Below are 25,006 nucleotides of genomic sequence, written 5' to 3'. Positions count from 1 at the left end.
TGCCAGCGCCGCAGGCACGGCGGATTGCCGGCTACTACGGCAACGGCGGGCAGGCCAACTTCACCCAGCTGGGGCGCTGGCTGGCCGCGTGGCATGGCAACGACGCGGCGCTGGACGCCTTGCCTCCGCCGCAGGCGCTGGCGGCTACCGGGTACTACGGGGCTGCCGGGCAGCCGGTGCATGCACAGGCACAATCACTGCTGGAGGCTTGGACCCACGCGGGGCAGAAGGATTGGCCGCGGGTAGCGGTCATCATCGCCGCCAGCAACGTCAGCTCGATGCAGACCCAGGTGCTGGACGCCCTGATCGAAGCCGGCCGACGGCAGAAGCTTTCACTGTTTGGCGTGTGGTACGAGGCGCAGAACGAACAGGCACTGACCGCAGCCGTGCAGCCACTGGACGTTTCGTCCGTGGTCAACCTGACCCATCTACAGAACGGCAACGCGCTGGCGGACGAGTTCGCCAGGCTCGACGTGCCCGTGCTGCAGGCATTGAACTACCGGCAGGGCAGCGCGCAGCATTGGCGGGACGCCAACAGCGGCGTGCCGATGTCATTGATGGCGACGTTTGTGTCAGTGCCTGAAACCTGGGGTATCTCCGATCCCACCGTCGTCTCGGCCAACGACCGCGGTACCCTGCAACCAATTCCAGAGCAGATCGAGGCCATGGTCGGCAAGCTGGCCGCGCTGGCGCGACTGCGCACACGTGCAGCGGGTGACAAGCATCTGGCCCTGCTGTTCTGGAATGCCCCTGACGGCGAGAAGAATCTTTCGGCCTCGCACCTCAACGTGCCGCGCAGCATCGCTTCGCTGCTGCCCAGGCTCGGTGCCGCCGGCTATCGCGTACAGGTTGCTGACGAACAGCGGATCATCGAGCAGGCGCAGGCCATGCTTGGCGGGTACTACCGTCCGCAGACCCTGCGCAGCCTGCTCGATCGTGACCTCGCGGTGGCGTTGCCAGTTTCGCGGTATACGCAGTGGCTGAAGACGCTTCCCGCGAGCCGGCGCGACGAGCTTACCCGGCGTTGGGGTGATCCGCAGGCCAGCCCATTTGTACTTGCGGTCGGCGGCGTGCCCAGTTTCGTGATTCCGCGCCTGCAGCTTGGTAACCTGCTCGTCATGCCGCAGCCGCCACGTGCCGGCCGGGTAGGGGAGGCCACCCACGACCAGCAGGCTGTACCAAGCCATCTCTATCTGGCGGCCTACCTCTATCTCCGGCAGACATGGCGTGCCGATGCACTCATCCATTTTGGCACCCACGGCACCCAGGAGTGGACACCCGGCAAGGACCGGGGTCTGTGGGCGTCGGACTACCCCTGGCTGGCGGTGGGCGATGTGCCGGTGTTCTACCCCTACATCCAGGACAACATCGGCGAAGCCATGCAGGCCAAGCGCCGCGGCCGCGCCGTGGTGATCAGTCACCAGACCCCGGCATTTGCGCCCTCCGGCCTGTATGACGAACTACGTGACCTGCACCAGCAGGTGCACGAATACCAGCAGCTGGACGACGGCCAGGTGCGTGAGGCCACGGCTGCGCAGCTGCGCGGGATGGCGGAACGGTCCGGCATCGCCGCCGACATGGGCTGGAGCCCAGTGGACATGCAGACACGCTTCCCGGCCTTCCTGCAGGCCCTGCATGACCATCTGCACGAGCTGGCACGCCGCCAGCTGCCACTGGGCCTGCACACCTTTGGCGAGCCCGCCACCGACGAGGCCCGGCTGTTGACCGTGATGCAGCAGCTGGGACCGGACTACCTGGTTGCGTTGGGCATGGACCCGGCGGAAGCCAACACGGGCGACATGGCCCAGCTACGTGCTGGGCTCGCCTATCAGACGCTGCTCAGGCATGTGCGCAGCCGTCACTCCATTCCTGGTGATGCCAGCACCGCGCTGAGGGCCCAGCTTCAGCGTGCCATCGAACTGGATGCCGCGCTGACTGACACGCAGGAAGTCGAATCGCTGCTACGGGGACTTGCCGGCGGCTTTGTGATGCCCGGGGCCGGTGGCGACCCGGTGCGCAGCCCCGACGTGCGCAGTGGCCGCAATCTATATGCCTTCCAGGCCGATCGCATTTCAACCCGTGCCGCCTATGAAAGCGGCCGCGAAGCACTTGACCAGCTGCTGGATGCGTGGCGACAGGAGCATGGCAACGGCACGCCCGAGAAGCTGGCCATCAGCCTGTGGTCAAGCGAGGCGATCCGTCACCTCGGCGTGCTGGAAGCCCAGGTGCTGCACGCGATGGGACTGCGCCCGCAGTGGGACGACGCCGGCAAGGTGGTGGCGCTGGACATCATTTCCGAGGCGGAGATGACCCACCCGCGCATCGACGTGGTGGTTCAGGCCACCAGTGTGTATCGGGATCAGTTCGATCCTTTCCTGCGCCTGCTGGCGGGCGCGGTGGAGCGGCTGGCTGCATTGCCGCCGACGCCGGCCAATGCCGTTGCCCGCCACAGCCTGAAGATGGAGGCGGCCCTGCGAGAGCGTGGCGTGACCGCGAAAGAGGCGGCAACCCTGGCGCGGCTGCGGGTGTTCAGCAATGCACCCGGCAGCTACGGCAGCGGATTGAACGGTGCCGTGCTTGAGCGCAACCCTGGTGCGGCCAAGGACGATGCCACGCTCGCCAACGGCTTCCTCGACAGTCTGCAGTATGCCTATGACGCCGAAGGGAAGGTGCGGACCCTGCCCAACGGCAACCTGTTCGCCGAGCATCTTCGCGGTGTACAGGCCGCCGTTCTGTCGCGCTCCTCGAATGTCAACGGCCTGCTCAGCACCGACCATCCGTTCGAGTACCTGGGCGGGCTTGCGCTGGCGGTCCGGCACCTGGATGGCACCACCCCTTCGTTGTTCATTTCGGACCTGCGCCAGGCCCGGCCGCGGACCACCACCGCGACGCGGTTCCTGGCCGATGAGCTGCGCGCGGGGGTGCTCAATCCAGCGTGGATCGCGGCCATGAAGCAGGAAGGCTACGCAGGCACGCTTGAAGTGCTCAAGACCACCGACAACCTGTTGGGCTGGCAGGTCACCGCTCCGGGCACGGTGCGTCAGGATCAGTGGCAGGCGTTGCATGACACCTATGTGCGCGACATTCGCCAGCAGAACGTCGGCGAATGGTTCGAGCGCGCCAATCCCACTGCCCAGGCCCAGCTGATCGAACGCCTGCAGGAGGCCGTTGCGCGCGGCTACTGGAGCCCGTCCGAACAGACCCGTCGCGAACTCCGCGAGCGGCTTGAGCAGTTGAGCGCGTTGACTGCCGCGCAAGCGCCTGCTGCCCGGCCCATCGCACGCACCGCACCGGCCAGCGGATACGGCACCACGCCGGCAACCGCAGCTCCCGTCGCGGCGGCCAGTGCCACAGAGCCCGCCGTGCAGAGCGCCGCCCCGCAGGTGAAGGGACGGGTCATGCGTCAGGTCCAGCCGCCGCCGCACGACTCCTCTCACCATCGCGGCCTCGCTTTACTGGCGTTGCTGGCGCTCGTGCTGTTCGGTGCCGCCGCGCAGGCCTACACCCATCGTTACCGCAATCAACACAGACCCTGATCCATGAATGGCCTTGAGAAAACCCTCTACGACGTGTCCCACCTGTTTCTGGTGCCGGTACTGCTGCTGATTCTTGCGGCACTGGTCTATGCGTTTATCGCGCTGGGCGGTTTCGCATGGGAAGCGCTGCAGCGCCGACGCGCGGACTACCGTTCGCCGCTGATCAGCTGGCATGCCCGCAGCGGCGGCACCAGCGACGATGCAGAGCTGTGGATTCTGAAGCGGCTGGAAATGCTGCGCATCGTCTCGCGCACGGCACCGATGCTGGGCCTGGTCGCCACCATGATTCCCATGGGGCCAGCGCTGCTGGCACTCACTCGCAGTGACGCACAGGGCGTAGGCGAGAACATGGTCGTGGCATTCTCGTCGGTGATCCTTGCGCTGGTGTCGGCCAGCCTCACGTTCCTGATCATGACCGTACGCCGCCGCTGGCTGCTGGAAGAACTGCGCCAGATCGAGCGTGCGCAGGAGGCTGGCTGATGCGCTTCCTGGATGACGACGAAGCCGATGATCCCATCCTGTCGGTGGTCAATCTGATCGACCTGTTTCTGGTGGTGACCGGCATCCTGATGATCGTCATCGTCAGGAACCCGCTCAATCCATTCTCCACCCAGGACGTGACCGTGATCGAAAACCCCGGTCAGCCGGACATGCGCATCACCATCAAGCAGGGCGAGGAGCTCACCCGTTACGAGTCCACCGGGGAAATAGGCGAGGGGGGCGGGGTCAAGGCCGGGGTCACCTACCGGCTTCCTGATGGGCGGATGGTGTATGTGCCGGAGGGCGCACCGGATCAGTCCGGCGCAAAGTAGCGTCAGGACCTGGACTGGCGTTGCTCGATCCATTTCAACGACTGCGAAATTCCACCGAAGGGGAAGAAATGCAGGCTCACGTGCCCGTGCGCTTCGGTCAGACCATGACTGAGCTGGTCCACGAACACGCCCGGGCCCGCCGTACCCAGCAGCTTGCCAATCGACACGCCGTAGCGGGCCAGCATCGCGGCCGACGCCCCCACGCCACACATCGCAGCGTAGCGGGCCAGCACCACTACACTGGCCGGACCGGGTACGCCTACACGCACCGGATGTTCGACACCCCGGCTGCGCAGTTCCTGCAGCCAGCCCAGCACGATGCCTGCATCGAAGGCGAACTGGGTCACGATGGACGGTGTCATGCCGCGCTGCTCGATGACCTCACACTTGTACTGCAGTGCCTGCCAGCGTTGTTCAGGGTTCATCACCGGGTGATTTTCCGGATGCCCGCCTACCGCCACCGCACGGATGCCGGAACCTTCCAGAATGCCGGTCGCGATCAACGCGCCGCTGTCCGCAAACGGACCTGAAGGCGTGGAAGGATCGCCAGCGATCACGAAACACTGTTCGACAGCCGCTTCCTCAACAGCACGTGTGATGAACCGCTCAAGCATCGAACGCGAGTCGATCCGCCGTGCCGAGAGGTGTGGCATGGGCTGGAAGCCGAGCTCACGCACCGCGCGGGCAGCCGCCAGCCGGGCTTCGTCATCTTCATTGGGAAGGTAGGGAATCGCGATCAGCGTTCCAGGCGGCACCCGGTCGGCCACGGAACGGAGTGCCGGAATGCTGCGCGCACTCACCTCCAGCGACCAGGCGTCCATCAGCCCCCCGCGCTTGAGCGGACACCACTGGTGTCGCTGTGCCGGGCCAGTTCCACGAAGGCGCGCAGGTAGTCGACATCAATATCGGCTTCCCGGGCCCCCAGGTAGATCTGCTTGGGAATTCCGTTGGCCCCCAATCGCACCGGTACCACCGGCATTTTTGCGGCATATTCCTCCACCAGCCAGCGAGGCATGGCCGCCACACCGCGCCCGCTGGCCACCATCTGCATCATGATGTCCGTGGTTTCGATCGCCTTGTGCCGCCGCGGGCTGACCCCGGCCGGCAACAGGAACTGGTTGTAGATGTCCAGGCGCTCGAACGGCACCGGGTAGCTGATCAGAACTTCCGGGGTCAGCTGCTGCGGCTCGACAAACGCCGCTTTGGCCAACCGATGATCCTTGGCCACCACCAGCACCTGCTCATAATCGAATACCGGCACGAAGCGCAGCCCGGGCTTCAGCAGCGGATCGGGGGTGACCAGCAGGTCGATCTCATAGCCGAACAATGCCCCGATGCCGCCGAACTGGAACTTCTGCTTCACGTCCACATCCACGTCGGGCCAGGCGGCGAGGTAGGGCGACACGATCTTCAGCAGCCATTGGTAGCAGGGGTGGCACTCCATGCCGATGCGCAGCGCACCCCGTTCTCCCTGGGCGAACTGGCCCAGCCGTTCTTCGGCCAGGTCCAGCTGCGGCAGCACCCGGTTGGCCACGGCCAGCAGGTACTGCCCGGCCTGGGTCAGGCGCAGGCTGCGGCCTTCGCGCAGCCAGATCGGGGTGCCCAACTGCTGTTCCAGCTTTTTCATGCTATGGCTCAGGGCCGACTGGGTCAGGTTCAGCACTCCGGCCGCAGCGGTCAGCGACCCCTGCTGCTCAACCTGCTGAACAATGCTGAGATGGATACGTTCCAGCATTACGATGAATCCTGCTCATGGATACGTGAAGTAATACCATTTTACGTCATGGGAGGTCGCCGATAGCATCGATTCGATGACAGATTCCCTCCGCGTAGTCGCCGTTTCCGGGGGCCTGCAGCGCACCTCCCGCGCCGCCGCCCTCTGCCAGCACCTGATGGGCCTCATTGGTTCGCAGCTTCCCTGCCAGCAACGTCTGGTGGAGCTGGGCCAGGTCGCGCCCCAGTTGACCGGCACCACCTGGCGCAGCCAGTTGCCCGCCCCGGTGGAAGAGGAGCTGGCGGCGGTGGAGCAGGCCGACATTCTGGTGGTGGCCACCCCGGTCTACCGCGGCTCCTACACCGGCCTGTTCAAGCACTTCTTCGACTTCATCGACCAGGACGCACTGGTTGACACCCCGATTCTGCTGGCCGCCACCGGCGGCAGCGAGCGCCACTCGCTGGTGATCGACCATCAGCTGCGCCCGTTGTTCAGCTTCTTCCAGGCGCGCACCTTGCCGCTTGGCGTCTACGCCACCGACAGCGACTTCCTGGACGGCCGGCTGCACAACGCGGCGCTGCTGGATCGCGCGCAGCTCGCCGTTCAGCGCGCCATTCCCCTGCTTGAGCTGGCCCGGCGCAGCGAGCCACGCGCTGCCAGCGCCGTCGCGGCGGCCTGAGCCATCTTGCAACCCACCTTCAGCATCAAACCATCACGGCAGGTCACCATGAGCCACGACTTCACCTTCAGCATCAAGCGCATCGCCTTCGACGAGAACTATCGTCCGGCCGACGGCACCCGCATCACCACCAACTTCGCCAATCTGGCCCGGGGCGAGCGTCGCCAGGAAAACCTGCGCAACACGCTGCGGATGATCGACAACCGCTTCAATGACCTGGCGCACTGGGACAACCCCAACGCGGACCGCTACGCGGTCGAGCTGGACATCATCACGGTGGAGATGCAGGTGGAGCAGGGCAGTGACGGCGAAACCTTCCCGCTGATCGAGATGCTCAAGACCACCATCGTCGACAAGCAGACCGGTACGCGCACTGACGGCATCGTCGGCAACAACTTCTCTTCCTACGTGCGCGACTACGACTTCAGCGTACTGCTGCCCCAGCACAACGAAGGAAAGGCCGCGTTCTCCGCACCGGAGGACTTTGGCGACCTGCACGGCAAGCTGTTCCGGCACTTCCTCGGCTCAGAAGCTTACAAGGCCAACTTCGCCAAGCCGCCGGTGATCTGCATCAGCGTCTCCAGCAGCAAAACCTACCACCGCACCGAGAACCATCACCCGATCCTGGGCGTGGAGTACAAGCAAAGCGAGTTCTCCCCGACCGATGACTACTTCGGCAAGATGGGGCTGCGGGTGCGCTACTTCATGCCGCCGCGCAGCGTGGCTCCGCTGGCGTTCTACTTCCAGGGCGACCTGCTGGCCGATTACACCAATGCCGAGTTGATCGCCACCATCGCCACGATGGAAGCCTTCCAGAAAATCTACCGTCCGGAGATCTACAACGCCAATTCCACGGCGGGCAAGGTCTACCAGCCCAGCCTGAAGCACGAGGACTACTCGGCCACCCGCATTGTCTATGACCGCGAAGAGCGCAGCCAGCTGGCGGTCAAACAGGGACGGTTTACCGAGGAAACCTTCATCAAACCCCACCAGCGCACGCTCAACCAGTGGGCCGCCAACTGGTCCGCACCCACCGCAAAGGCCTGAACCACGCACATGACGAACACACTGCTGCCCACCTCGACCGCCGGAAGCCTGCCCAAACCATCCTGGCTGGCCGAACCCGAGAAACTGTGGTCGCCCTGGAAGCTGGAAGGCGAGGCCCTGATTGAAGCCAAGCAGGACGCACTGCGTCTTTCGCTGCAGGAACAGCAGCACGCCGGCATCGACATCGTCAGTGACGGTGAGCAGACCCGCCAGCATTTCGTGACCACGTTCATCGAGAACCTCAGTGGCGTGGACTTCGAGAAGCGCGAAACCGTGCGCATCCGGAACCGCTACGATGCCAGCGTACCGACCGTGGTAAGTGAAGTAAGCCGGCCCAGGCCGGTGTTCGTGGACGACGCAAAGTTCCTGCGTGGGCAGACGACGCAGCCGATCAAGTGGGCGCTGCCGGGTCCGATGACCATGATCGACACCCTGTACGATGCGCACTACAAGAGCCGCGAGAAGCTGGCCTGGGAGTTCGCGAAGATCCTCAACCAGGAGGCCCGCGAGCTGGAAGCGGCCGGGGTGGACATCATCCAGTTCGACGAGCCGGCCTTCAATGTGTTCTTTGACGAGGTGAACGATTGGGGCGTGGCTGCGTTGGAGCGCGCCATCGAAGGCCTGAAGTGCGAGACCGCCGTGCACATCTGCTACGGCTACGGCATCAAGGCCAACACCGACTGGAAGCAGACGCTGGGTTCGGAGTGGCGCCAGTACGAGGAGTCGTTCCCGAAGCTGCAGCAGTCGAACCTGGACATCATTTCGCTGGAATGCCACAACTCGCACGTGCCGATCGACCTGATCGAGCTGGTGCGCGGCAAGAAGGTGATGGTCGGTGCGATTGACGTGGCCTCCAACACCGTGGAGACGCCGGAAGAGGTGGCCGCCACCCTGCGCAAAGCCCTGAAGTTCGTGGATGCGGACAAGCTGTACCCCAGCACCAACTGTGGCATGGCCCCGCTGGCGCGCAGCGTCGCGCGCGGCAAGCTGCAGGCACTCGCCGCCGGTGCGGCCATCATCCGCGCCGAGCTGTAGACATGGGATCCGCCGGGCCTTCGTAGAGCCGGGCTTGCCCGGCTGCTTTTTCGCGCGCAAACGGCAGCGGGGCAAGCCCCGCTCTACATTCCGGCGCTCAATCACCGCCGCACCCCGGATTGAACGATACTTCCACGGTACTCAACCCGTGGACACCCCGAACATGCAGTGGATAGACCTTCGCAGCGACACCGTCACCCAGCCCACGCCGGCGATGCGCGCCGCCATGGCGTCGGCCGAGGTGGGCGACGATGTGTACGGCGACGACCCCACCGTCATCCAGCTGGAGCGCCTCGCCGCCGACATGCTGGGCAAGCAGGCCGCCCTGTTCGTTCCCACCGGTGTGTTCGGCAACCAGCTGGCCGTCTTCACCCATTGCCGGCGCGGCGACGAGGTCATCGCCGGCGACGACTCCCACCTGGTCTGGCACGAGAACGGAGCCGCCGCCGTGATCAGCGGCGTACAGCTGCGCACCATCGCCAGCGACCGCGGCGTCGTGCAGCCCAGGGAGATCGAAGCGCGCATCCGGGTAGGGGAGGACATCCATATTCCCCGCACCGGCCTGATCTGCCTGGAGAACGCGCACGGCAACGGCCGCGTGATTCCACTGGCGACCCTGGTCGAGACTGCCGAGATTGCCCGTCGGCACGCCATTCCCATCCACCTGGACGGTGCCCGGGTGTTCAACGCAGCCACCCATCTCGGCTGCGACGTAAAAGAAATCACCCAGCACGTCGACACCGTCATGTGCTGCCTGTCCAAAGGCCTGGCAGCACCGGTCGGTTCGATCCTGGCCGGCCCGGCAGACTTCATCAAGCGCGCCCGCTACAACCGCAAGCTGCTCGGCGGCGGCTGGCGCCAGGCCGGCGTGCTTGCCGCGCCCGGCATTCTCGCCCTGACCGAGATGACCCGGCGCCTCGGCGAGGACCATGCCAACGCCCGTTACCTGGCCGAACGTCTGGCCGCCGTGCCCGGCATCGCGGTGGACTCCGACGACGTTCACATCAACATGGTCTGGTTTGCGCTGCCGGAAACAGTTGATTCAGACCAGCTCACCGCTGCTCTGGCTGCGGAAGGCATCCGCGCCAACGGCCCCTACGGCGGCAAGATGCGGCTGGTGACCCACTGGCAGGTAGACCGCGCTGCCATCGACCGCACCGTCGCCGTGATCCAGAACGCATCCGCGTAAGTCCGGGCCGCCGATGCTCCCGTAGAGCCGGGCTTGCCCGGCTGCTCTTCGCGCGCAGCCGAACGGACTTGCTCGCGCAGCGCTCTCACCGACAGGGATCGGAATCCCAATCTCCGCGTCGGAATACAGAACCCGCCTTGATGACTGTATGCGCGGAATTCCGGCGTAGAGCCACGCCTTGCGTGGCTTCGACCAACCCGGCACCGCGCAGCCACGCAGGGCGTGGCTCTACGGCCAGTGCCTCACTCCAATCGCGCAGTGAACCTTGGGTGAGTCGCGCGTCTGCAGAATTCACGACATGGGAACCGGCCGGGGCCGATCATCGCAAGGCCCAGCCCCCACGCCGGACTTCCACACCCATGCAACAACTGGCCGAAGACTTCTGGAACTTCCGTGGTCATCACCGCATTGGCGGCCTTCTCGATGTCGGTACCCAGATGTCGCTGATCCGCCGCAGCAATGGCCGCTACCTGGTGATCGACAGCTATGCCCTGGACGAGGACGCCCGCACCGGACTTCTCGCGCAGACCGGCAATGGCGATCTGGTCGAAGCCATCATCAACGTGCATCCGTTCCACACTCTGCATTGCTACAGCATGCACCAGCTGCTGCCGCGCGCCAGGATGATAGGAACACGCCGCCATCAGCAGCAGGCACCCACGGTGAGGTGGGACTCCGCCGTGATCGAGGATGCGGCTACCCAGGAGCAGTTCCGTGACGACCTGGCGTTCTCGACACCGGAAGGTTTGGACCTGGTGACGTCCGACGACAAGGTGCACGCCGCGTCCGTACTGGTACGGCACCGCCGCAGTGGCATCGTGCATGTGGATGACACCCTCAACGTGCTCGCCGCCCCCGGCTGGCTGGGCAGACTGCTGCCGCAATCGCGACTGAAGTTCCACCCGATGCTGGGCAAGGCGCTCAGGCCGGTCCCCGAGGCCGCAGACGCGTTCGCCCGCTGGGCGCGGGCGCTGGCCACGGAATGGGCTGACACCCCGACGGTATGCGCGGCGCATTCGGCCGTGCGCACCCTGCGGTCGGGTGACTGGCAGCGCGAGGTGATGCAGGCGCTGGCCGACGTCGAACCCGTGCTGGAGCGCCATCGCAAGGCGCATCTCTGAGGCCGTCGCTCCCACCCAACTCTCCCCCGAAGTGAAGGATTTCGTTTCATGTCCAAGAAACAGCTCACCACCATCAACCCACTTACCGAAGAGGTGCTGGCCACCTACGACTATCTGTCCGACGACGAAGCAACGGCCGTGGTCAAAGCCAGTCACGAGGCCTACCTGCAGTGGCGGCTGCGCAGCCTTGACGAGCGCGCCAAGGTCATTGCCGCCATCGCCAAGGCACTGCGCGAGCGCAAGGAAGAATTCGCCCAGCTGATGACCGATGAGGTCGGCAAACTGATCGAAGACAGCCGCACGGAAGTGGATCTGTGTGCCGCCATCTGCGACTACACCGCCCAGCAGGGGCCCTCCGTGCTGGCCGATGAAGAGCGCGAGGTCGAGGGTGCCACGGGCATCGTCACCCATTCGCCCATCGGGGTGGTCTACGGCATCCAGCCGTGGAATTTCCCGGCCTATCAGGCGATCCGTTACTCGATTGCCAGCCTGATGGCCGGCAACGGCGTACTGCTCAAGCATGCCGAAAGCTGCACCGGCAGCGGTCTGCTGCTGCGCGACATCTACGAAAGTGCCGGGCTGCCCAAGGGATTGTTCGGCGTGCTGCTGATCACTCATGACCAGTCCAATGCCATCGTGGAGAACGAGCTGGTGCGCGCGGTCACCCTTACCGGCAGCGAGGATGCCGGTCGGACCGTGGCCACCAAGGCGGCGCAGGTACTCAAGAAGAGCGTGCTGGAGCTGGGCTCCAATGACGCCTACCTGGTGCTGGACGATGCCGACCTCGAACTCGCCGTGGACACCTGCGTCAAGGGCCGCCTGTTCAACAACGGCCAGACCTGCGTCAATGCCAAGCGATTCATCGTGACCGAGAAGAACTATGACGCCTTCGTCAGTGCCTACGCGAAGAAGTTCGAAGCCATCACGATGGGTGACCCCAACGCCGCCGATACCCAGCTCGGGCCCTTGGTCTCCAAGGCGCAGCGCGACAAGCTGCATGAGCAGGTGAGCAAAAGTGTCTCACAGGGCGCACGCCTGCTGGTGGGCGGCAACGTGCCGGACCGCACCGGCTGGTTCTACCCGGCAACCGTCTTGGCCGACGTGGCCCCCGGCCAGGTGGCGTATGCGGACGAGCTGTTCGGCCCGGCCGCTGCGATCATCCGTGCCAAGGATGATGAAGACGCCATGCGCATCGCCAATGACAGCCGCTATGGCCTGGGCGGCGGCATCTTCAGCCGCGACGTAAAGCGCGCCCGCAAGCTGGCCACCCAGTACTTCGACACCGGCATGGTGTTCATCAACACCTTCGACGTGGCATCCCCGACGCTGCCGTTCGGCGGGGTGAAAGCCTCCGGCTACGGGCGCGAGCACGGTCCGGAGGGGTTGAAGGAATTCGTCAACGTGAAGTCGATCAAGATTCCGTCGGCAGCGTAAGACTCAGTCCGGCTCCACGCTCAACAGCTCCACGCTGTTGAGCTCCGGCCCGCCGCCACGGTTGGCGCTTCCGGCGGCGACGACCACGCTGTTTCCGTGACGTCCCGCCTGGAAACCATGGCGGCCTTGCGTCAATCCGGGCAGCGTGATCCACTCGCCAGATGCCGTGTCGAGGGCTTCCACCTGGTTGTGTGCCTCCTTCTGGCTGGCACTCTCACCACCCAGCACGATCACCTTGCCCGACGCTGCCACCGCCGACGTTCCGGCGCGCGCAGTGGGTATGGGCGAGGGCAGGGTATGCCAGGTATTGCTGGCGATGTCGTAGACATCCACCGGCTTCACCGTTCTGGAAAATGACTCGCCGGTGTCGTGTGACGACTCCCGGCCGGCGGCCGCATAGATGGCACCGTTCAGTGCCACCGCGTGGAAGTGGTCACGTGCGTGCGGTGCGTCGGCCAGCACTTTCCATTCGCCGGTGGCAATGTTGAAGGCATCGGTCCAGGTGACGTACCCACTGTTGTGGCCCTTGGCATTGCCGCCAACCACATAGGCGAAGTCCCCCACAACCGCCACCCCGGCGGCACCGCGGCGGCGTGCTGCGGGTATCTCCGCGCCCTGCGTCCAACGATCTGCGGCCGGATCATAGATCAGCACGTTTGCCAGAGGCGTTTCGTCCGGGAATCCGCCAGTGAAACCGGTGATGATCAGCAGCTTGCCGGCATGGGCAATCGCTTGAGCGTGATGGACCTCAAGCGGCGGAGCCGCCAGCGTGCGCCATGTGCGCGTCTTCAAATCCAGCGCCTGCAACGGGCGCTCGCCACGGCCACCGACCACGTACAGATGGTCGCCGATCACGACAGCGGAGCTCTCGTGCCTCTCCTGCGACGACCCTGCTGTTTCAATGGGTTGCCATTGGGGAGCCTGGCGCTTTACTGGGCTGGCGCTCAAAGAGCTGACCCCCATGCACAATGCCAACACGGCTGTCGCCAACAACAAGCGTGCAAAGTTTTGAGCCGCCATGCCTGCCTCTGTGTCTGAGTCATTCTGGAGACGCAAATTACAGCATCGCGGCTTAGGCAGCGTTGTCCAGCCTGCTCGACGTTGTAGAGCGTATGGATCAGGTATATACTTCGTGTACACCTGATCGACCCGTGAGGCTCGCCATGCCCAAAGAAGCGATGTTCACGATGAAGCTGGAATCAGAGTTGCGGGACGAATTCATGGCCGCAGCTGAAGCCGCTCATCGTCCTGCGTCACAGGTTGTGCGCGAGATGATGCGTGAATTCATCCAGCGTCAGCGTGAGGCGCGCGAATACGACGCCTTTCTGCAGCGCAAGGTCGACGCCGCCCGAGCCTCCATTCGAGCAGGAGAAGGGATGCCAAATGACGAAATCGAAGCCGAATTCTCCGCATTGCGTGCAGCGGCATCGCAGCAGAAGTGAAAGTCCAGTGGGTGCCATCTGCCAGACAAGATCGCTACGACATCTGGCAGAGCATTTCGTCAAATAGTCCATCTGCCGCAATTCTGATGGACGAATTGTTTGCCCACGCCGCTGCCAAGCTTGCTGAGTTCCCGATGATCGGGCGCGCAGGGAGAGTTAGCGGAACCCGCGAGTGGGTCGTACATGAGAGCTATCGCGTTGTGTACCAGATTGCGGAAGAGGCTGGAATCGTATGGATCTTGGCATTGGTTCATACGGCGCGCCAGTGGCCCCCTAAGAGCAGCTGAAACGAAGCACCAGCCGCGAGACGGGTCAGCATGCCTGGCAACGAGTGAGGGTCGTCTATGCACCCTGGGCCCAACGCGACCGCGACGACATCCGGAATGCCGTCGCGGCCGCGGATCTCAAGCCTTCATGAAAGCAAGAAGATCGGCATTGATCACGTCCGCGTGGGTCATGCACATGCCATGGGGAAAACCAGGGTATATCTTCAGCTTGGCGTTCTTCAGCAGCTTCGCTGACAACGGTGCTGAGTTCCCGATCGGCACGACCTGGTCATCATCGCCGTGCATGACAAATGTCGGCACCGTGACGAATTTGAGATCTTCCGTGAAGTCGGTTTCCGAGAACGCCTTGATGCCGTCATAGTGGGCCTTCGCACCGCCGGCCATTCCCTGACGCCACCAGTTCTGGATCACCCCCGGAATCGGCTTGGCACCGGCTCGGTTGAAGCCGTAGAACGGCCCGCTGGGCAGGTCCAGGTAGTACTGGGCGCGGTTGGCGGCCAATGCGCTTCGGAATCCGTCGAACACCTCCATCGGCAGCCCGCCGGGATAGGCAGGGCTCTTGAGCATGGTCGGTGGGACGGCGCCAATCAGTACCAGTTTCGCGACGCGACCCTGCTTCTGCCCATGACGGGCGACATAGTGCAGGGCTTCACCGCCACCGGTGGAGTGCCCAACGTGGATGGCATTGCGAAGATCGAGATGCTCCACCACGGCGAGAGTATCGTCCGCGTAATGGTCCATGTCGTGGCCTTCGCTCACCTGCGACGAGCGCCCGTGCCCGCGACGGTCGTGCGCGACTACCCGGTAACCGTGACTGAGGAAGAACAGCATCTGCGTGTCCCATTCATCACTGCTCAGTGGCCATCCGTGATGAAACACGATGGGCTGACCGGAGCGCGGGCCCCAGTCCTTATAGAAGATTTCTACGCCGTCTTTCGTGCTGACGCTTGACATGGTGGTGTCTCCGTTCGTGGGGGAGGGAGCTGAGGAGGCGGCGACCAAGGACAGAGGGATGCCACCGGCCGCCAGCAGCGTGGCAACGCCAACGCTGAGTGCCAGCACGTCACGGCGGCCGGGATTGGCGATTGCGAGATCATCCAGTTCGCTCATTGCAGATGCCTTGTTCGTGGTGACAGGGCAACTATCGGCATGGAAGGGGAGTCCGAATAGGAATTTATTGCGCGCTCTACATCAGGAGCCTGGCGGATTCACTTCGACAGGCGATGCCCGCGCGGCGTCTTTCCGGTCGCTCTACGATAGGCCGCGCCAAACGCGCTCTCGGAGCTGTAACCCAACATCTCAGCAATGCTTGCCACGCTCACGCCCGGTCGTGCCAGTTGGCGCTTGGCGAGCGTCATGCGCCAGTGCAGCAGGTAGTCCATCGCCGATCTCCCCACGACATCGTGAAATCGCTTTGCGAAGCGTGATCGAGACATGAGAGCGATCTTTGCCAGTTCGTGAAGTCGCCACGCCCGGCCTGGATCGCGATGAATCTCCTGCAGCGCGAGTCCCAGCTTCGGATCCGCAACGGCGGCCAGCCAACCGTTGGCGCTCACTTCAGGCACGCCGCGAAGCAGCTCTATGAACACCAGTTGCATCAGGGCCGACGACATCGCAGCGCTGCCAGGCCCCGCCTGCGTGGACTCATCCTCGAGCCGATCGAGCAGCCAGCGGATGCGATCTGCGGCTGGAGTGCCCGCTCGCAGAACCGCGACGGGAGGTAGCGCCGAAATGAGCAACTCAGCCGCCCCGGGGAACTCCATTCGCCCGCCAATGCAGCGCAATCCGGCACCATCGCCGCCGTCAAGCTGAGCGTAGGGTGCCGATGCGCTGCCGGCGAAGACGTCTTCGGCGGCCACCGGCGCAAGGGTTGGATCGGTGGTCAGCACGAATGCGTGATCTGGCGCGACGAGGAAGCAATCACCGGTCTCAAGAAGTGTCCGCGTTCCAGTGACGTCGAGCCAGCACTGTCCGGCTCTGATCGCATTGCACTTGAGCAGCTGCGTAGGGGACACGCGTATCGCCCAGTGGCCGCGAGCCTCAAGTCCGGTGGAGACCGCTGAATGCGCCTGGGCCAGGGACAGCACCTGTGACAAGGGATCTTCAGGCGTAGTCATGAGACGTTCGCAACAGAATTCGAGACGATCAAGTATGGGGGAAAGCTGCGTTCATTGACATTCTGTCCCGCCCAAACAGGTGTCACTCATGAACAACAGCAAGAATCTTCAACAGCCGCTTGGAACCCCATTTGGTCCGGCGACCACTGCCGACACGATCGCCGAAGGCGTCGACCTGTCGGGGATCATCGCGATCGTGACGGGGGGAGCGTCCGGGATCGGACTGGAAACAGCGAGGGTGCTCGCGTCGCGCGGAGCCCACGTCATCGTGCCGGCACGTAATGAAAATGCAGCGGCGAAGGTACACGCCCAGGTTGCGTCGGCGGAGGTGGTTCCGCTTGATCTGTTGGACCGGAACTCCATCGACACCTTTGCCAGCCACTTTCTCTCCCGGCAGCAACCCCTGCACCTCCTGGTACTCAGCGCTGGAATCATGGCCACTCCGCTGTTCCGTGACGCCGCGGGGTACGAGGGACAGTTCTCCACCAATCACCTCGGTCACTTCCGGCTTACCTGCAGGCTCTGGCCCGCGCTCGTCGCCGCAGGCAACGCCAGGGTCGTGGCGCTCTCTTCACGTGGACACATGTTGAGCGACATTGATTTCAATGACATTGACTTCCATGACCGCCTCTATGACCCCATGCAGGCGTACGGCCAGTCCAAGACAGCCAACAGCCTGTTTGCTGTCGGGCTTGACAAGCGCGGTCGCCACAAGGGTATTCGTGCGTTTGCCGTGCATCCGGGTGCCATCCTCGGCAACCTCGCCCGACATATGAGCAGGGAAGAGATCGAAGCCTACGGCGCAATCCACCCTGATGGATCGCCCGTCATCGACCCCACGCGTGACCTCAAGACCGTACAGCAGGGCGCAGCAACCACAGTGTGGTGTGCGACAGCCAGTGACCTGGAGGGCCTGGGCGGCGTCTACTGCGAAGACGGCGATATCGCCGCGGTTGAACCGGATCTGCTTCGCGGTGTTCGACCCTACGCGATTGACGCTGCCCGGGCGGAGCAGCTCTGGCGATTGAGCGTCGAAAGGGAAGGGCTTGATCTCCCGCTTTCCTGACGCGGCCGCACTGGAATCAGGCCCGCGGAAGAGGCCTTCTCTGCCCAAAAGGCGGGGTTGCCAGCACTACGAACGGGAGTCCGGAACTGACGCTATCGGGGGATTCGCTTCCATTCCTGCGTCGCCATCCTAGACCTGCAGTAGATCGAAACACACCGTCCAGGGCTTGGGGATGAAGAATGTCCAGTATTCCGGAATGCGGCCGCACCGTGCCATCAGAGCTTCCTGAGGCCCAGCAGCGCACGGTGCCAGGATTGAGGGCTGCGGCGCTCACCCGCGCTCAGCGCTTCATAGATGCGCATCTGTTCCTCCCCCTGCGCCTGGACGATGTTGCCGATGCTGCCTGCGTAAGCCGATATCACTTCTCGCGATGCTTCTCCATGTCAATGGGAATGACGTTCGTGGAGTACGTAGCACGACGTCGGATTGAAGTTGCTCGGTCGGCACTCGACCGCGATCCGGAACTTCAGCTGGCGGTGCTGGCCACGAACCTCGGCTTCTGCGACCAGGCTCATTTCAACAAGGTGTTTCGTCGGGTATCCGGAACCACGCCGCGGCGCTACGCGCATCGGAACGCGGAGCTCGCACACGCGCTGCATGTCGTGCCCACCCTCTGAGGATAGAAAGATGAGCGTAAAACGAGTGGTAGTGGTAGGCGGAACCGGGCTGATCGGCTCAAAAGTAGTCCAGATGCTCAAAGCAGCTGGGCATCACCCGGTTGTTGCCGCACTTGAAACAGGCGTCAATACCATCACGGGCAAGGGCCTGCTTGACGTGATGCGCGGCGCGGACGTGGTCGTGGACGTCTCCAATGCGCCTTCGCTGGAACCGAACGCGGTGCGAGATTTCTTCGGGCAGTCAGGGCGAAACCTCGCACGCGCCGAAGTGCAGGCGGGTGTTGGCCACCACGTTCTGCTCTCCATCGTAGGCTCGGATCGCATGCCGGACAACGGCTACTTCAGCGCCAAGCTGGTCCAGGAGGATGTTGCCAAGAGCAGCGGCGTTCCGTACAGCATTGTCCGGTCGACGCAGTTCTTCGAGTTTCTCGGCGGAATCGCCGACGGCAGCACCGTCGATGGTGCTGTACGGCTCTCTGGCGGCATGTTCCAGCCCATCGCCGCCGATGATGTCGCCGCCGCTCTGGTCGACGTGGCAACCGGCGACCCGCTTCGATGCACGGTCGAGATCGCCGGTCCGGAACGGCAGCCGTTCGACGAGTACATCCGCCGCTTTCTGCAGGCATCGGGCGATCCCCGGCCGGTCGAGCGTGACCCGGCGGCCCGCTACTTCGGCGGCACGGTGAGAGTCGACTCCCTGGTCCCGTTGGGACATGCACGGCTGGGCGAGGTGTATCTCGAAGGCTGGATCAACCGCCGCGTCGCGGCCTGAATCAAGAGGGCAACATCAGCTGCCGTGCCTGCTTCTCTCCCCCGGGCACGGCAGCCTGCTTTTCGCTACAGTTCGATGATGCCCCGCCGTGCCGCAATGGTGACAGCGTGTGTCCTGTCGGCTACGCCAAGCTTGCCGAAGATGTTCTTCAAGTGACCTTTGACGGTCGCTTCAGTCAGGTCCAGCCCGCTGGCGATCTCTTTGTTGGCTTTGCCATTGGCAACCAACTTCAGGATGGCGACTTCACGCTCGGTGAGCACAGCCTCACCGACATGGAGCGCGATCTCGTCTGCAACCTCACGATGCACGTGGCGCTTGCCACGATGCACGTTCAGTACCGCATCAACCAGTTCCGTGCGCAGCCCGCTCTTGAGCAGGTAGCCCATCGCGCCGGCTTTCAGCGCACCCACCGCCAGTGCATCTCCCTGATAGGTGGTGAGCACGATGATCCGCGCATCAGGGAACTCCGCACGGATGGCGATGATCGCCTCCAACCCGTTCGCACCGGGCATCTGCATGTCCATCAGCACCACATCCGGCAGCAGCGACCGATACAGCCGCTGGGCTTCGTGGCCGTTGTCGGCCTCGCCGACAATCGTGATGTCACTGCGGTCCTCAACCAGGGCACCCACACCTGCTCGCAACACAGGGTGGTCGTCCACCACCAGGACACGCACTGGCATGTCAGTCATTGGAGAATCTCCGGAAAAGTTTCTTGAACCAGGAATGCTTCCGCTTGAAAGGGTTGCCATAGGCAAGCTTTCCCGGCAGCAGCAGTGTAATTTCGACGCCATCGTCGCGAACACTGACGATGTTGAGTGTCCCTCCGATCCGTTCGGCACGCTCGCGCATGCCGATCAGCCCGAAGTGGCCGGGTTTGTACCCCTGCTCAATCACCTCACACGGAAGCCCGACACCATCGTCCCGCAGCCTCACCGCGAGGCGACGGGACTCGTAGTCGACGGCAATCTCAGCCGATGAGGCCTGGGCGTGATGCGCGATGTTCAAGAGGCCCTCCCTGACGATCTTGATGATCTCCTCAGCCACAAGCGGGTGAACGCGGCGGGGCCGACCTTCCAGCAGGATGCGCACGGCCACGGGTGCCCGGAACGGGGTGGCTGCTGCAACCCGCTTCAGCGCTGAAAGCAGGTCTTCGCTGTCGTCCGCACCTCGCAGGCCGTGCACACTGTTGCGCGCCTCGGTCACGACTTCATCTGCGGCAACAAGGGCGGCGTCCAGCTTTCTGCCCACCGGCGTTTCCTTTGGCAGCGTATTGGCTACCGCCTGGAACCGGAGCACAAGCCCCATGACGCCTTGCAGCAGCGTGTCATGAAGCTCCCGCGCGATCCGCTCACGCTCAGCATTGCGCTCTTCCAGTCGCGTCTGTATCTGGCTGGATGCCTGCCTGACGCGCAGGCGATGCAGTGCCAGCAGGAAGAGAAAGGCCGCAAACAGGCAGAGCAGGGGAAACCAGCCAGACTGGATGAAGGTCTTGGGAATGTGGAAATCCACCGAGGCCGGCATGGCGCGCCAGACACCATCGCTGTTGGCGGCCATCACCTCGAACCGGTAGCTGCCCGGCTGGAGATTGGTATAGAACGCCTGGCGGCGCTGCCCGGGATCGACCCAGTCCTGGTCGAATCCCTGCAACCGGTACTTCACCTGCGCACGCCGCTGGTCAACGAAGGTCAGGACCGCGAAGTCGATCTCCAGCTTGGTGGTAGCCGCAGGAAGTTCGACCTGGCGGGGATCGCGGTGGATCTTTGATCCGTCCTTCAACGCGGTGATGGCGACGCCGGGAGCGATGGTGTTGCTGGACACCGAAGCCGGGTCCAGCCACAGCGTGCCTGCCTGCGTCGCAATCCATAAACGTCCGTCACCGCCCAGCGCAAGCGTGCGTTGGGAATGCGAATGGAGACGACTTGACAAGCCGTCCCCGCGCCCCAGTGACACGCCTGGGGCATGCAGGCTGTGATTTGCAAACGCACTGTCGAGTTCGTCGCGCGTCATCCGCGCCAGCATCTGGGGAAACGCAAGCCACATGTCGCCGCTGGCGGTCTCGGCCAGCCCACTGATCCGGCTTCCGGGCGCGATGTCGGGCGACCAGGCTGTCTCCCTGGCTTCCGCGCGATAGCGCGTAAGGCCGAAGGCTCCTGCTGCGTAAAGGGCGTCCTGCGACCGCTGCAGCGTCAGGACCTTGATCGGACTGTCGCCGAAGTCCAGCGGGATGGTGGATGAGCGCCCGTCCTCGATGCGGATCAGTCGATTCCCGGACTGGAACGCGATGCCACCTCCTGGCGTGGCGGTGAGGGTGGTCGGGAACGTCGTCGCATCGTGGCCGGCGTTGAACACGTTCTGCCAGCGGCCATTCCGAAAAACGTGCACGCCGCCTCCCGCCGCGGACATCCAGAATGCGCCCTGCGCATCAAAGGCGCAGTCATAGGCGATGTTGTGCCGGGCCTGGAGATCGGGGCGGGGCATCCTTCGAAGTCCCCGACCTGCCGTCCAGATCAGTACTTCTGAGCGCAACACGATCCACAGTTCGCCAGCACCGGACTCGCACAATGCCTCCGGCTCGACGAGGTCGTTGATGATCGGTGCGGGTGCGCCGTTCTTCGGAACCCGGAAGAGGGTGGCCGCCTGACCGATGAACACCGACCCGTCACGCGCGGCGAGCAGTTTGTCTCCGAACCGCGCCGGCGTCGTCAACTGTGGGTCCTGTACGAACGCCGCTTGCCTGAGTCGATCGAGTCCGCCCTCCGTGCCCACCCAGAGGTTTCCTTCCCGATCCTCAAAGATTCCGTGCGTGATATCGGACGACAGGCCCTCGCGGCTGCCGAAGGACTCTGCAGGCGGCTGCAGCGATGATCCGGCACCGACGCTCTGGAAGCGGCGTATGCCCTGGCTGCGCGTTGCGACCCAGAGATTGCCCTGCCGATCAAACAGCGGCACGGCTCGGATATCCAGGTCGCCGGTGGGATGCCGCACCTTCGACGACTGCGAGACGTCGATATCGTCGTCCGTCGACAGCACATACGTGCCTGTGCGATCAGAGGCCCAGAGGTTGCCGTCTGCATCCAACGAGAGCCGGGTGGGAGAGCCGGTCGGCCGGTAGGTGAAGCGTTCTTCGCCGGGTTTCAGCCACGCCACGCCTTCGCTGCCGGAAACCCACAGGGTGCCGTCACCGGCAACCAGTATGTGCGAGGCATTGGTTTCAGGCAGTCCGTCGTCCGCGTCGAATATCCGCGGTGCGCCATCGCCAAGACGCAGCACCTGGGCGTTGTAGTTGGCGGTCAGCGCCCAGACGATGCCATCCTTGCCCTCCGCCATGCTGACAACACGATCCGGTGCCGGCGCGCCGCTCCGAAGGCGCAGCGCCCCGTTCTTGAATACCGCAAACCGATGCGAGCTTTCGAATGCCACCCAGATGTCGCCAGATCGCGTAGCCAGCAACGCGCTGGGGGCGTCGTTCCTGAGCGGAAGCTCGGCGTCGAGCCGTTCAAACCGCGTGCCTTCGAACCGGAACAGACCGTCACCCGTTGCAAGCCAGATGAAACCGTCCCGCCCCTGTGTCATCGAGAGCACCGGAACCGGTGCCTCGTTCTCTTCCAGCCAGCGCTGGTGCACGTAACCACTCAGGGTAGGCGATTGCGCTGCCTTGACACACGGCGATGCCAGCACGAAAAAGCTGAGGGTGAGGAGCTTGGCGAGCCACATCGATCACCGCCGGTGAGCGCAAGAGCAGGGCAGGGGCCCGGCAACCCGGATCCGCCTGCGGATGATACCCCCCGTTCAGATGGGCCGGCACCCCTCTTTCGAGTCTTGCCCCATTCGTGAGCCGGGCTATCTTGCTGCATGACTGGATACATCCATAGATTTCCCGGCGGCTCCGCAGGCGTCGGCTTGGTACTCCTGCGCTTTGCGGGGGCCGCAGCGTTGGGCAGCGAGATACTTACCCTGGAGGTGTCCGGCGTTCTGACCTTGTTGATGACCCTGCTGGCGGCACTGGCCGCTTTTGCGCTACTGGCCGGACTGGTCAGCACGGGGGCCGCGCTGGTCGCGTGCATGCACCCGGTCGTCGCGCTGGTGCAGTTCCAGCAGATGGGGGAATCGCTGGTTCACCTATGTCTGTTTTTCGCCCTTGCGCTGCTGGGACCCGGCGCATTTTCGCTGGACGCCCTGTTGCACGGGCGCCGGGTCGTACATCTGCACTCGACCACGCCAGATGACAAGTGAGCCGTCAGTCCGGCCTCCGCCCGGCATCAGCTGCGGTCACAGTACGGCGTCGAACACCGCTTTGGCCTGTTGGATCGCCGCCTGATGGGTGACGGCCCTATCCGCACGACTCTCACACAGCGGGCCCACCCGCTCGCGCCCAAGCGCGGTGCATTCGGACAGGAAGTCGTAGTGCCCCACGGCAGGAAGCAGCTGCAACCGGGTCTTATCGTTCGCCTCGCCAATGACCTGGCTGTTGGTAGCGGGGGAGGCGACAGCATCCGCTTCACCCACAACCACCGACAGTGGCACATCCAGTTTCGCCAACTCGGCAGGATCAAATGCCTGCACAATCGCCGGTGCCATCAGGAACACCGCGCGCACGTTCGGAATGCGGCGATCTTCGACTGACCTGGCCACCCAGGGGGCGACCTGCGGTGCCGCCGCCAACGCCATCCGCCGCTCAAAAGTGAACTCCGGATTCTCCAGCTGCGGCGCACAGACGCCGTCCTTCGGATTGGCCTTGCAGAACGTGACCAGCCGCGCCATGTCCGGTCGGGCCCCGGCGGCCACCAATGCGGTGTAGCCTCCGGCGGAATAGCCCACCAATCCCAGGCGTTTGGTATCCACATGCGCTGAGAAGCGGGGGTCAACCTGGACAGCGGCCCACGCAGCCGCCAGGTCGTCAGCCCGGTTCCACATCAGGATGCTGCCGGCGGCGGTCATCGCATCGATCCCGTTGTTGCCCGGATGATCCACCGCCACCACCACATAACCCGCGCGGGCCATTGCCGTCCCGAACCAGCCCATCATCCGCGCTGTACCGCCGTTGCCGTGCGACAGCAGCAGCACCGGCCAGCGTCCATCCGCCGCGGGCGCATCGGCCGCGGACGACCCCACCTCGAACAACGGATTCCCCGGCGGCCCGAGCGTAATCGGCTCCTCCTTCGCCCCGGGCTGCGCCGGATACCACACCGTGAACCGGACCTCGTCACTGCGCTCCGCATCACGAATAGCAGCACTAGCCGTATGCGCCACCCCATGAACTTCGCCCACCACGCGATCATCCGCGGCCGCGCGACCACTGGATGCGCTGGACGCCACGGAAACGCTGGATGCCATGGACGCCACGGATACGCTGGATGCCATGGAACCCGTAGAGCCGGGCTCTGCCCGGCTGCTCTTCGCCATGGCAACTGGCACAACCAAACAACCCAACACCGCAACAAAAGCCGCAATCATTCGCACAGCACTCTCTCCCCGAATCACTTCGAACCACCCAGCGGAATCCATATCTCAACACCACCAGACCCCGTACGATCATCAAACCGCGCGTCATACCGCTCAAAATCCGGCGCATTCGCCAAAGCCAACCCAGCCCCCGGCAGGTAATCGTTCAACAACCAATACCAGGTGGACCGAATGGTCGAGATATGACCCGCATGCCACGCCACCAGATACTCGCCACCCGGAATGGACACCGCCTGCCACGCCGCCGGCACCGCAGCGGTCACTCCAATCTCCACGCCGGCAATGTAATCAAACGCTCCCTCGGCATCCCGTTTGCAGCAGACCCCATACGCAATGTCCCGCCCCAGCTCCCGGGTCAGCGCCAACTGCTGCCACTGCGAAGGAATGGAGGCCACCGTGGCCGCCGTGTGCCGGGCGCACACCCCCGCTACACGGAACCCCTCCACCCGGCGTCGCACCGGCTCGACCTCGCAGGGCAGGGAAGGCGCATCGAGCTTGATCGCCTCCACCAGCGCCAATCCATGCAGCCCGTCCCGCCGCACCTGCTCCGGGGGCACCTTGAACTGCTCGGTAAAGGCATGGGTGAAGGCCGCGTGCGAGGCATAGCCGGCCGCAAGCGCCACATCCAGGATGGCCGCCCGGCCACCGGCCAGCGTCCGGGCCGCCTCGGAC

24 protein-coding genes are annotated in these 25,006 nt (G+C 64.1%); 15 read left to right on the top strand and 9 right to left on the bottom strand.

Translation table 11 applies throughout. The annotated features are described in order from the left end of the window. The 3 genes from cobN to EGJ34_RS12260 all read left to right on the top strand — a co-directional run. A partial coding sequence (cobN, locus tag EGJ34_RS12270) for a cobaltochelatase subunit CobN (protein WP_125360758.1) occupies positions 1–3,536 on the top strand: 3,536 nt, incomplete at its 5' end. A gap of 3 nt (positions 3,537–3,539) precedes the next feature. Beyond that, a complete protein-coding gene (locus tag EGJ34_RS12265; RefSeq protein ID WP_125360757.1) occupies positions 3,540–4,016 on the top strand; it encodes a MotA/TolQ/ExbB proton channel family protein in 477 nt (158 codons plus the stop codon). Further along, entirely contained in the window at positions 4,016–4,348 is a 333-nt protein-coding gene (locus EGJ34_RS12260) for a DUF2149 domain-containing protein (protein ID WP_125360756.1), read from the top strand. The genes EGJ34_RS12265 and EGJ34_RS12260 overlap by 1 nt, the downstream gene beginning before the upstream one ends. Before the next feature lie 2 nt (positions 4,349–4,350). Here EGJ34_RS12260 and EGJ34_RS12255 read toward each other — a convergent pair whose 3' ends face one another. Next, the gene (locus EGJ34_RS12255) at positions 4,351–5,169 is read right to left on the bottom strand and encodes a methylenetetrahydrofolate reductase (protein ID WP_125360755.1); all 819 of its coding nucleotides are present in this window, start codon (positions 5,167–5,169) and stop codon (positions 4,351–4,353) included. After that, entirely contained in the window at positions 5,169–6,083 is a 915-nt protein-coding gene (locus tag EGJ34_RS12250) for a LysR family transcriptional regulator (RefSeq protein WP_125360754.1), read from the bottom strand. The genes EGJ34_RS12255 and EGJ34_RS12250 overlap by 1 nt, the downstream gene beginning before the upstream one ends. Positions 6,084–6,159: 76 nt before the next feature. Here EGJ34_RS12250 and msuE point away from each other — a divergent pair, with 76 nt between their 5' ends. From msuE to EGJ34_RS12220, 6 genes are all read left to right on the top strand, one after another. After that, entirely contained in the window at positions 6,160–6,741 is a 582-nt protein-coding gene (gene msuE, locus EGJ34_RS12245; protein ID WP_125360753.1) for an FMN reductase, read from the top strand. 48 nt (positions 6,742–6,789) lie between these two features. Then, positions 6,790–7,788 carry a DUF1852 domain-containing protein gene (locus tag EGJ34_RS12240; protein ID WP_125360752.1) on the top strand — a complete coding sequence of 333 codons (999 nt, stop codon included), beginning with the start codon at positions 6,790–6,792 and terminating at the stop codon, positions 7,786–7,788. Between the two features lie 9 nt (positions 7,789–7,797). Then, a complete protein-coding gene (locus EGJ34_RS12235; protein ID WP_125360751.1) occupies positions 7,798–8,823 on the top strand; it encodes a methionine synthase in 1,026 nt (341 codons plus the stop codon). A 148-nt stretch (positions 8,824–8,971) separates the two neighbouring features. Continuing rightward, a complete protein-coding gene (gene ltaE / locus EGJ34_RS12230) occupies positions 8,972–10,012 on the top strand; it encodes a low-specificity L-threonine aldolase (RefSeq protein WP_260476982.1) in 1,041 nt (346 codons plus the stop codon). A 359-nt stretch (positions 10,013–10,371) separates the two neighbouring features. Continuing rightward, entirely contained in the window at positions 10,372–11,133 is a 762-nt protein-coding gene (locus EGJ34_RS12225; protein ID WP_125360750.1) for a hypothetical protein, read from the top strand. Between the two features lie 48 nt (positions 11,134–11,181). Next, positions 11,182–12,567, top strand: coding sequence for an NAD-dependent succinate-semialdehyde dehydrogenase (locus tag EGJ34_RS12220; protein ID WP_125360749.1), 1,386 nt, complete (start codon positions 11,182–11,184; stop codon positions 12,565–12,567). A 3-nt stretch (positions 12,568–12,570) separates the two neighbouring features. Here the strand turns inward: EGJ34_RS12220 and EGJ34_RS12215 are convergent, their stop codons facing one another. Next, entirely contained in the window at positions 12,571–13,530 is a 960-nt protein-coding gene (locus EGJ34_RS12215; RefSeq protein WP_260476981.1) for a kelch repeat-containing protein, read from the bottom strand. A 224-nt stretch (positions 13,531–13,754) separates the two neighbouring features. Between EGJ34_RS12215 and EGJ34_RS12210 the strand changes: the two genes are divergently transcribed. Both EGJ34_RS12210 and EGJ34_RS12205 read left to right on the top strand, forming a co-directional pair. Beyond that, complete coding sequence (locus EGJ34_RS12210; RefSeq protein WP_221740416.1) at positions 13,755–14,009, top strand: antitoxin of toxin-antitoxin stability system; 255 nt, start codon at positions 13,755–13,757, stop codon at positions 14,007–14,009. Then, a complete protein-coding gene (locus tag EGJ34_RS12205) occupies positions 14,006–14,296 on the top strand; it encodes a type II toxin-antitoxin system RelE/ParE family toxin (RefSeq protein ID WP_125360746.1) in 291 nt (96 codons plus the stop codon). Before EGJ34_RS12210 ends, EGJ34_RS12205 begins: the two co-directional genes overlap by 4 nt. 117 nt (positions 14,297–14,413) lie before the next feature. Here the strand turns inward: EGJ34_RS12205 and EGJ34_RS12200 are convergent, their stop codons facing one another. Both EGJ34_RS12200 and EGJ34_RS12195 read right to left on the bottom strand, forming a co-directional pair. Continuing rightward, positions 14,414–15,250, bottom strand: a complete 837-nt coding sequence (locus tag EGJ34_RS12200; protein ID WP_125360760.1) for an alpha/beta hydrolase — start codon at positions 15,248–15,250, stop codon at positions 14,414–14,416. Positions 15,251–15,504: 254 nt separating this feature from the next. Continuing rightward, on the bottom strand, positions 15,505–16,413 hold the full coding sequence (locus tag EGJ34_RS12195; RefSeq protein WP_125360745.1) for an AraC family transcriptional regulator: 909 nt from the start codon (positions 16,411–16,413) through the stop codon (positions 15,505–15,507). A gap of 88 nt (positions 16,414–16,501) precedes the next feature. Here EGJ34_RS12195 and EGJ34_RS12190 point away from each other — a divergent pair, with 88 nt between their 5' ends. The 3 genes from EGJ34_RS12190 (at position 16,502) to EGJ34_RS12180 (ending at position 18,868) form a co-directional block, all read left to right on the top strand. Then, positions 16,502–17,479 carry an SDR family NAD(P)-dependent oxidoreductase gene (locus EGJ34_RS12190; protein ID WP_125360744.1) on the top strand — a complete coding sequence of 326 codons (978 nt, stop codon included), beginning with the start codon at positions 16,502–16,504 and terminating at the stop codon, positions 17,477–17,479. A gap of 179 nt (positions 17,480–17,658) precedes the next feature. After that, on the top strand, positions 17,659–18,096 hold the full coding sequence (locus EGJ34_RS12185) for an AraC family transcriptional regulator (RefSeq protein ID WP_125360743.1): 438 nt from the start codon (positions 17,659–17,661) through the stop codon (positions 18,094–18,096). Between the two features lie 10 nt (positions 18,097–18,106). Continuing rightward, entirely contained in the window at positions 18,107–18,868 is a 762-nt protein-coding gene (locus EGJ34_RS12180; protein ID WP_125360742.1) for an NAD(P)H-binding protein, read from the top strand. 65 nt (positions 18,869–18,933) lie between these two features. Here the strand turns inward: EGJ34_RS12180 and EGJ34_RS12175 are convergent, their stop codons facing one another. Next, on the bottom strand, positions 18,934–19,560 hold the full coding sequence (locus EGJ34_RS12175) for a response regulator transcription factor (RefSeq protein ID WP_125360741.1): 627 nt from the start codon (positions 19,558–19,560) through the stop codon (positions 18,934–18,936). Continuing rightward, complete coding sequence (locus EGJ34_RS12170) at positions 19,553–22,585, bottom strand: sensor histidine kinase (RefSeq protein ID WP_125360740.1); 3,033 nt, start codon at positions 22,583–22,585, stop codon at positions 19,553–19,555. Before EGJ34_RS12170 ends, EGJ34_RS12175 begins: the two co-directional genes overlap by 8 nt. Before the next feature lie 270 nt (positions 22,586–22,855). Here EGJ34_RS12170 and EGJ34_RS12165 point away from each other — a divergent pair, with 270 nt between their 5' ends. After that, entirely contained in the window at positions 22,856–23,104 is a 249-nt protein-coding gene (locus tag EGJ34_RS12165; protein WP_125360739.1) for a hypothetical protein, read from the top strand. Between the two features lie 36 nt (positions 23,105–23,140). Here EGJ34_RS12165 and EGJ34_RS12160 read toward each other — a convergent pair whose 3' ends face one another. Both EGJ34_RS12160 and EGJ34_RS12155 read right to left on the bottom strand, forming a co-directional pair. Continuing rightward, a complete protein-coding gene (locus EGJ34_RS12160) occupies positions 23,141–24,376 on the bottom strand; it encodes an alpha/beta fold hydrolase (protein WP_260476980.1) in 1,236 nt (411 codons plus the stop codon). Then, the coding region (locus tag EGJ34_RS12155) for an AraC family transcriptional regulator (protein WP_148100496.1) at positions 24,349–25,006 on the bottom strand (658 nt) is incomplete at its 5' end. The genes EGJ34_RS12160 and EGJ34_RS12155, both read right to left, overlap by 28 nt.

It is taken from the genome of Stenotrophomonas sp. 278, from assembly GCF_003935715.1.
Lineage (GTDB): Bacteria > Pseudomonadota > Gammaproteobacteria > Xanthomonadales > Xanthomonadaceae > Stenotrophomonas > Stenotrophomonas maltophilia_AH.
This window is presented reverse-complemented; position numbering and strand designations above follow the sequence as displayed.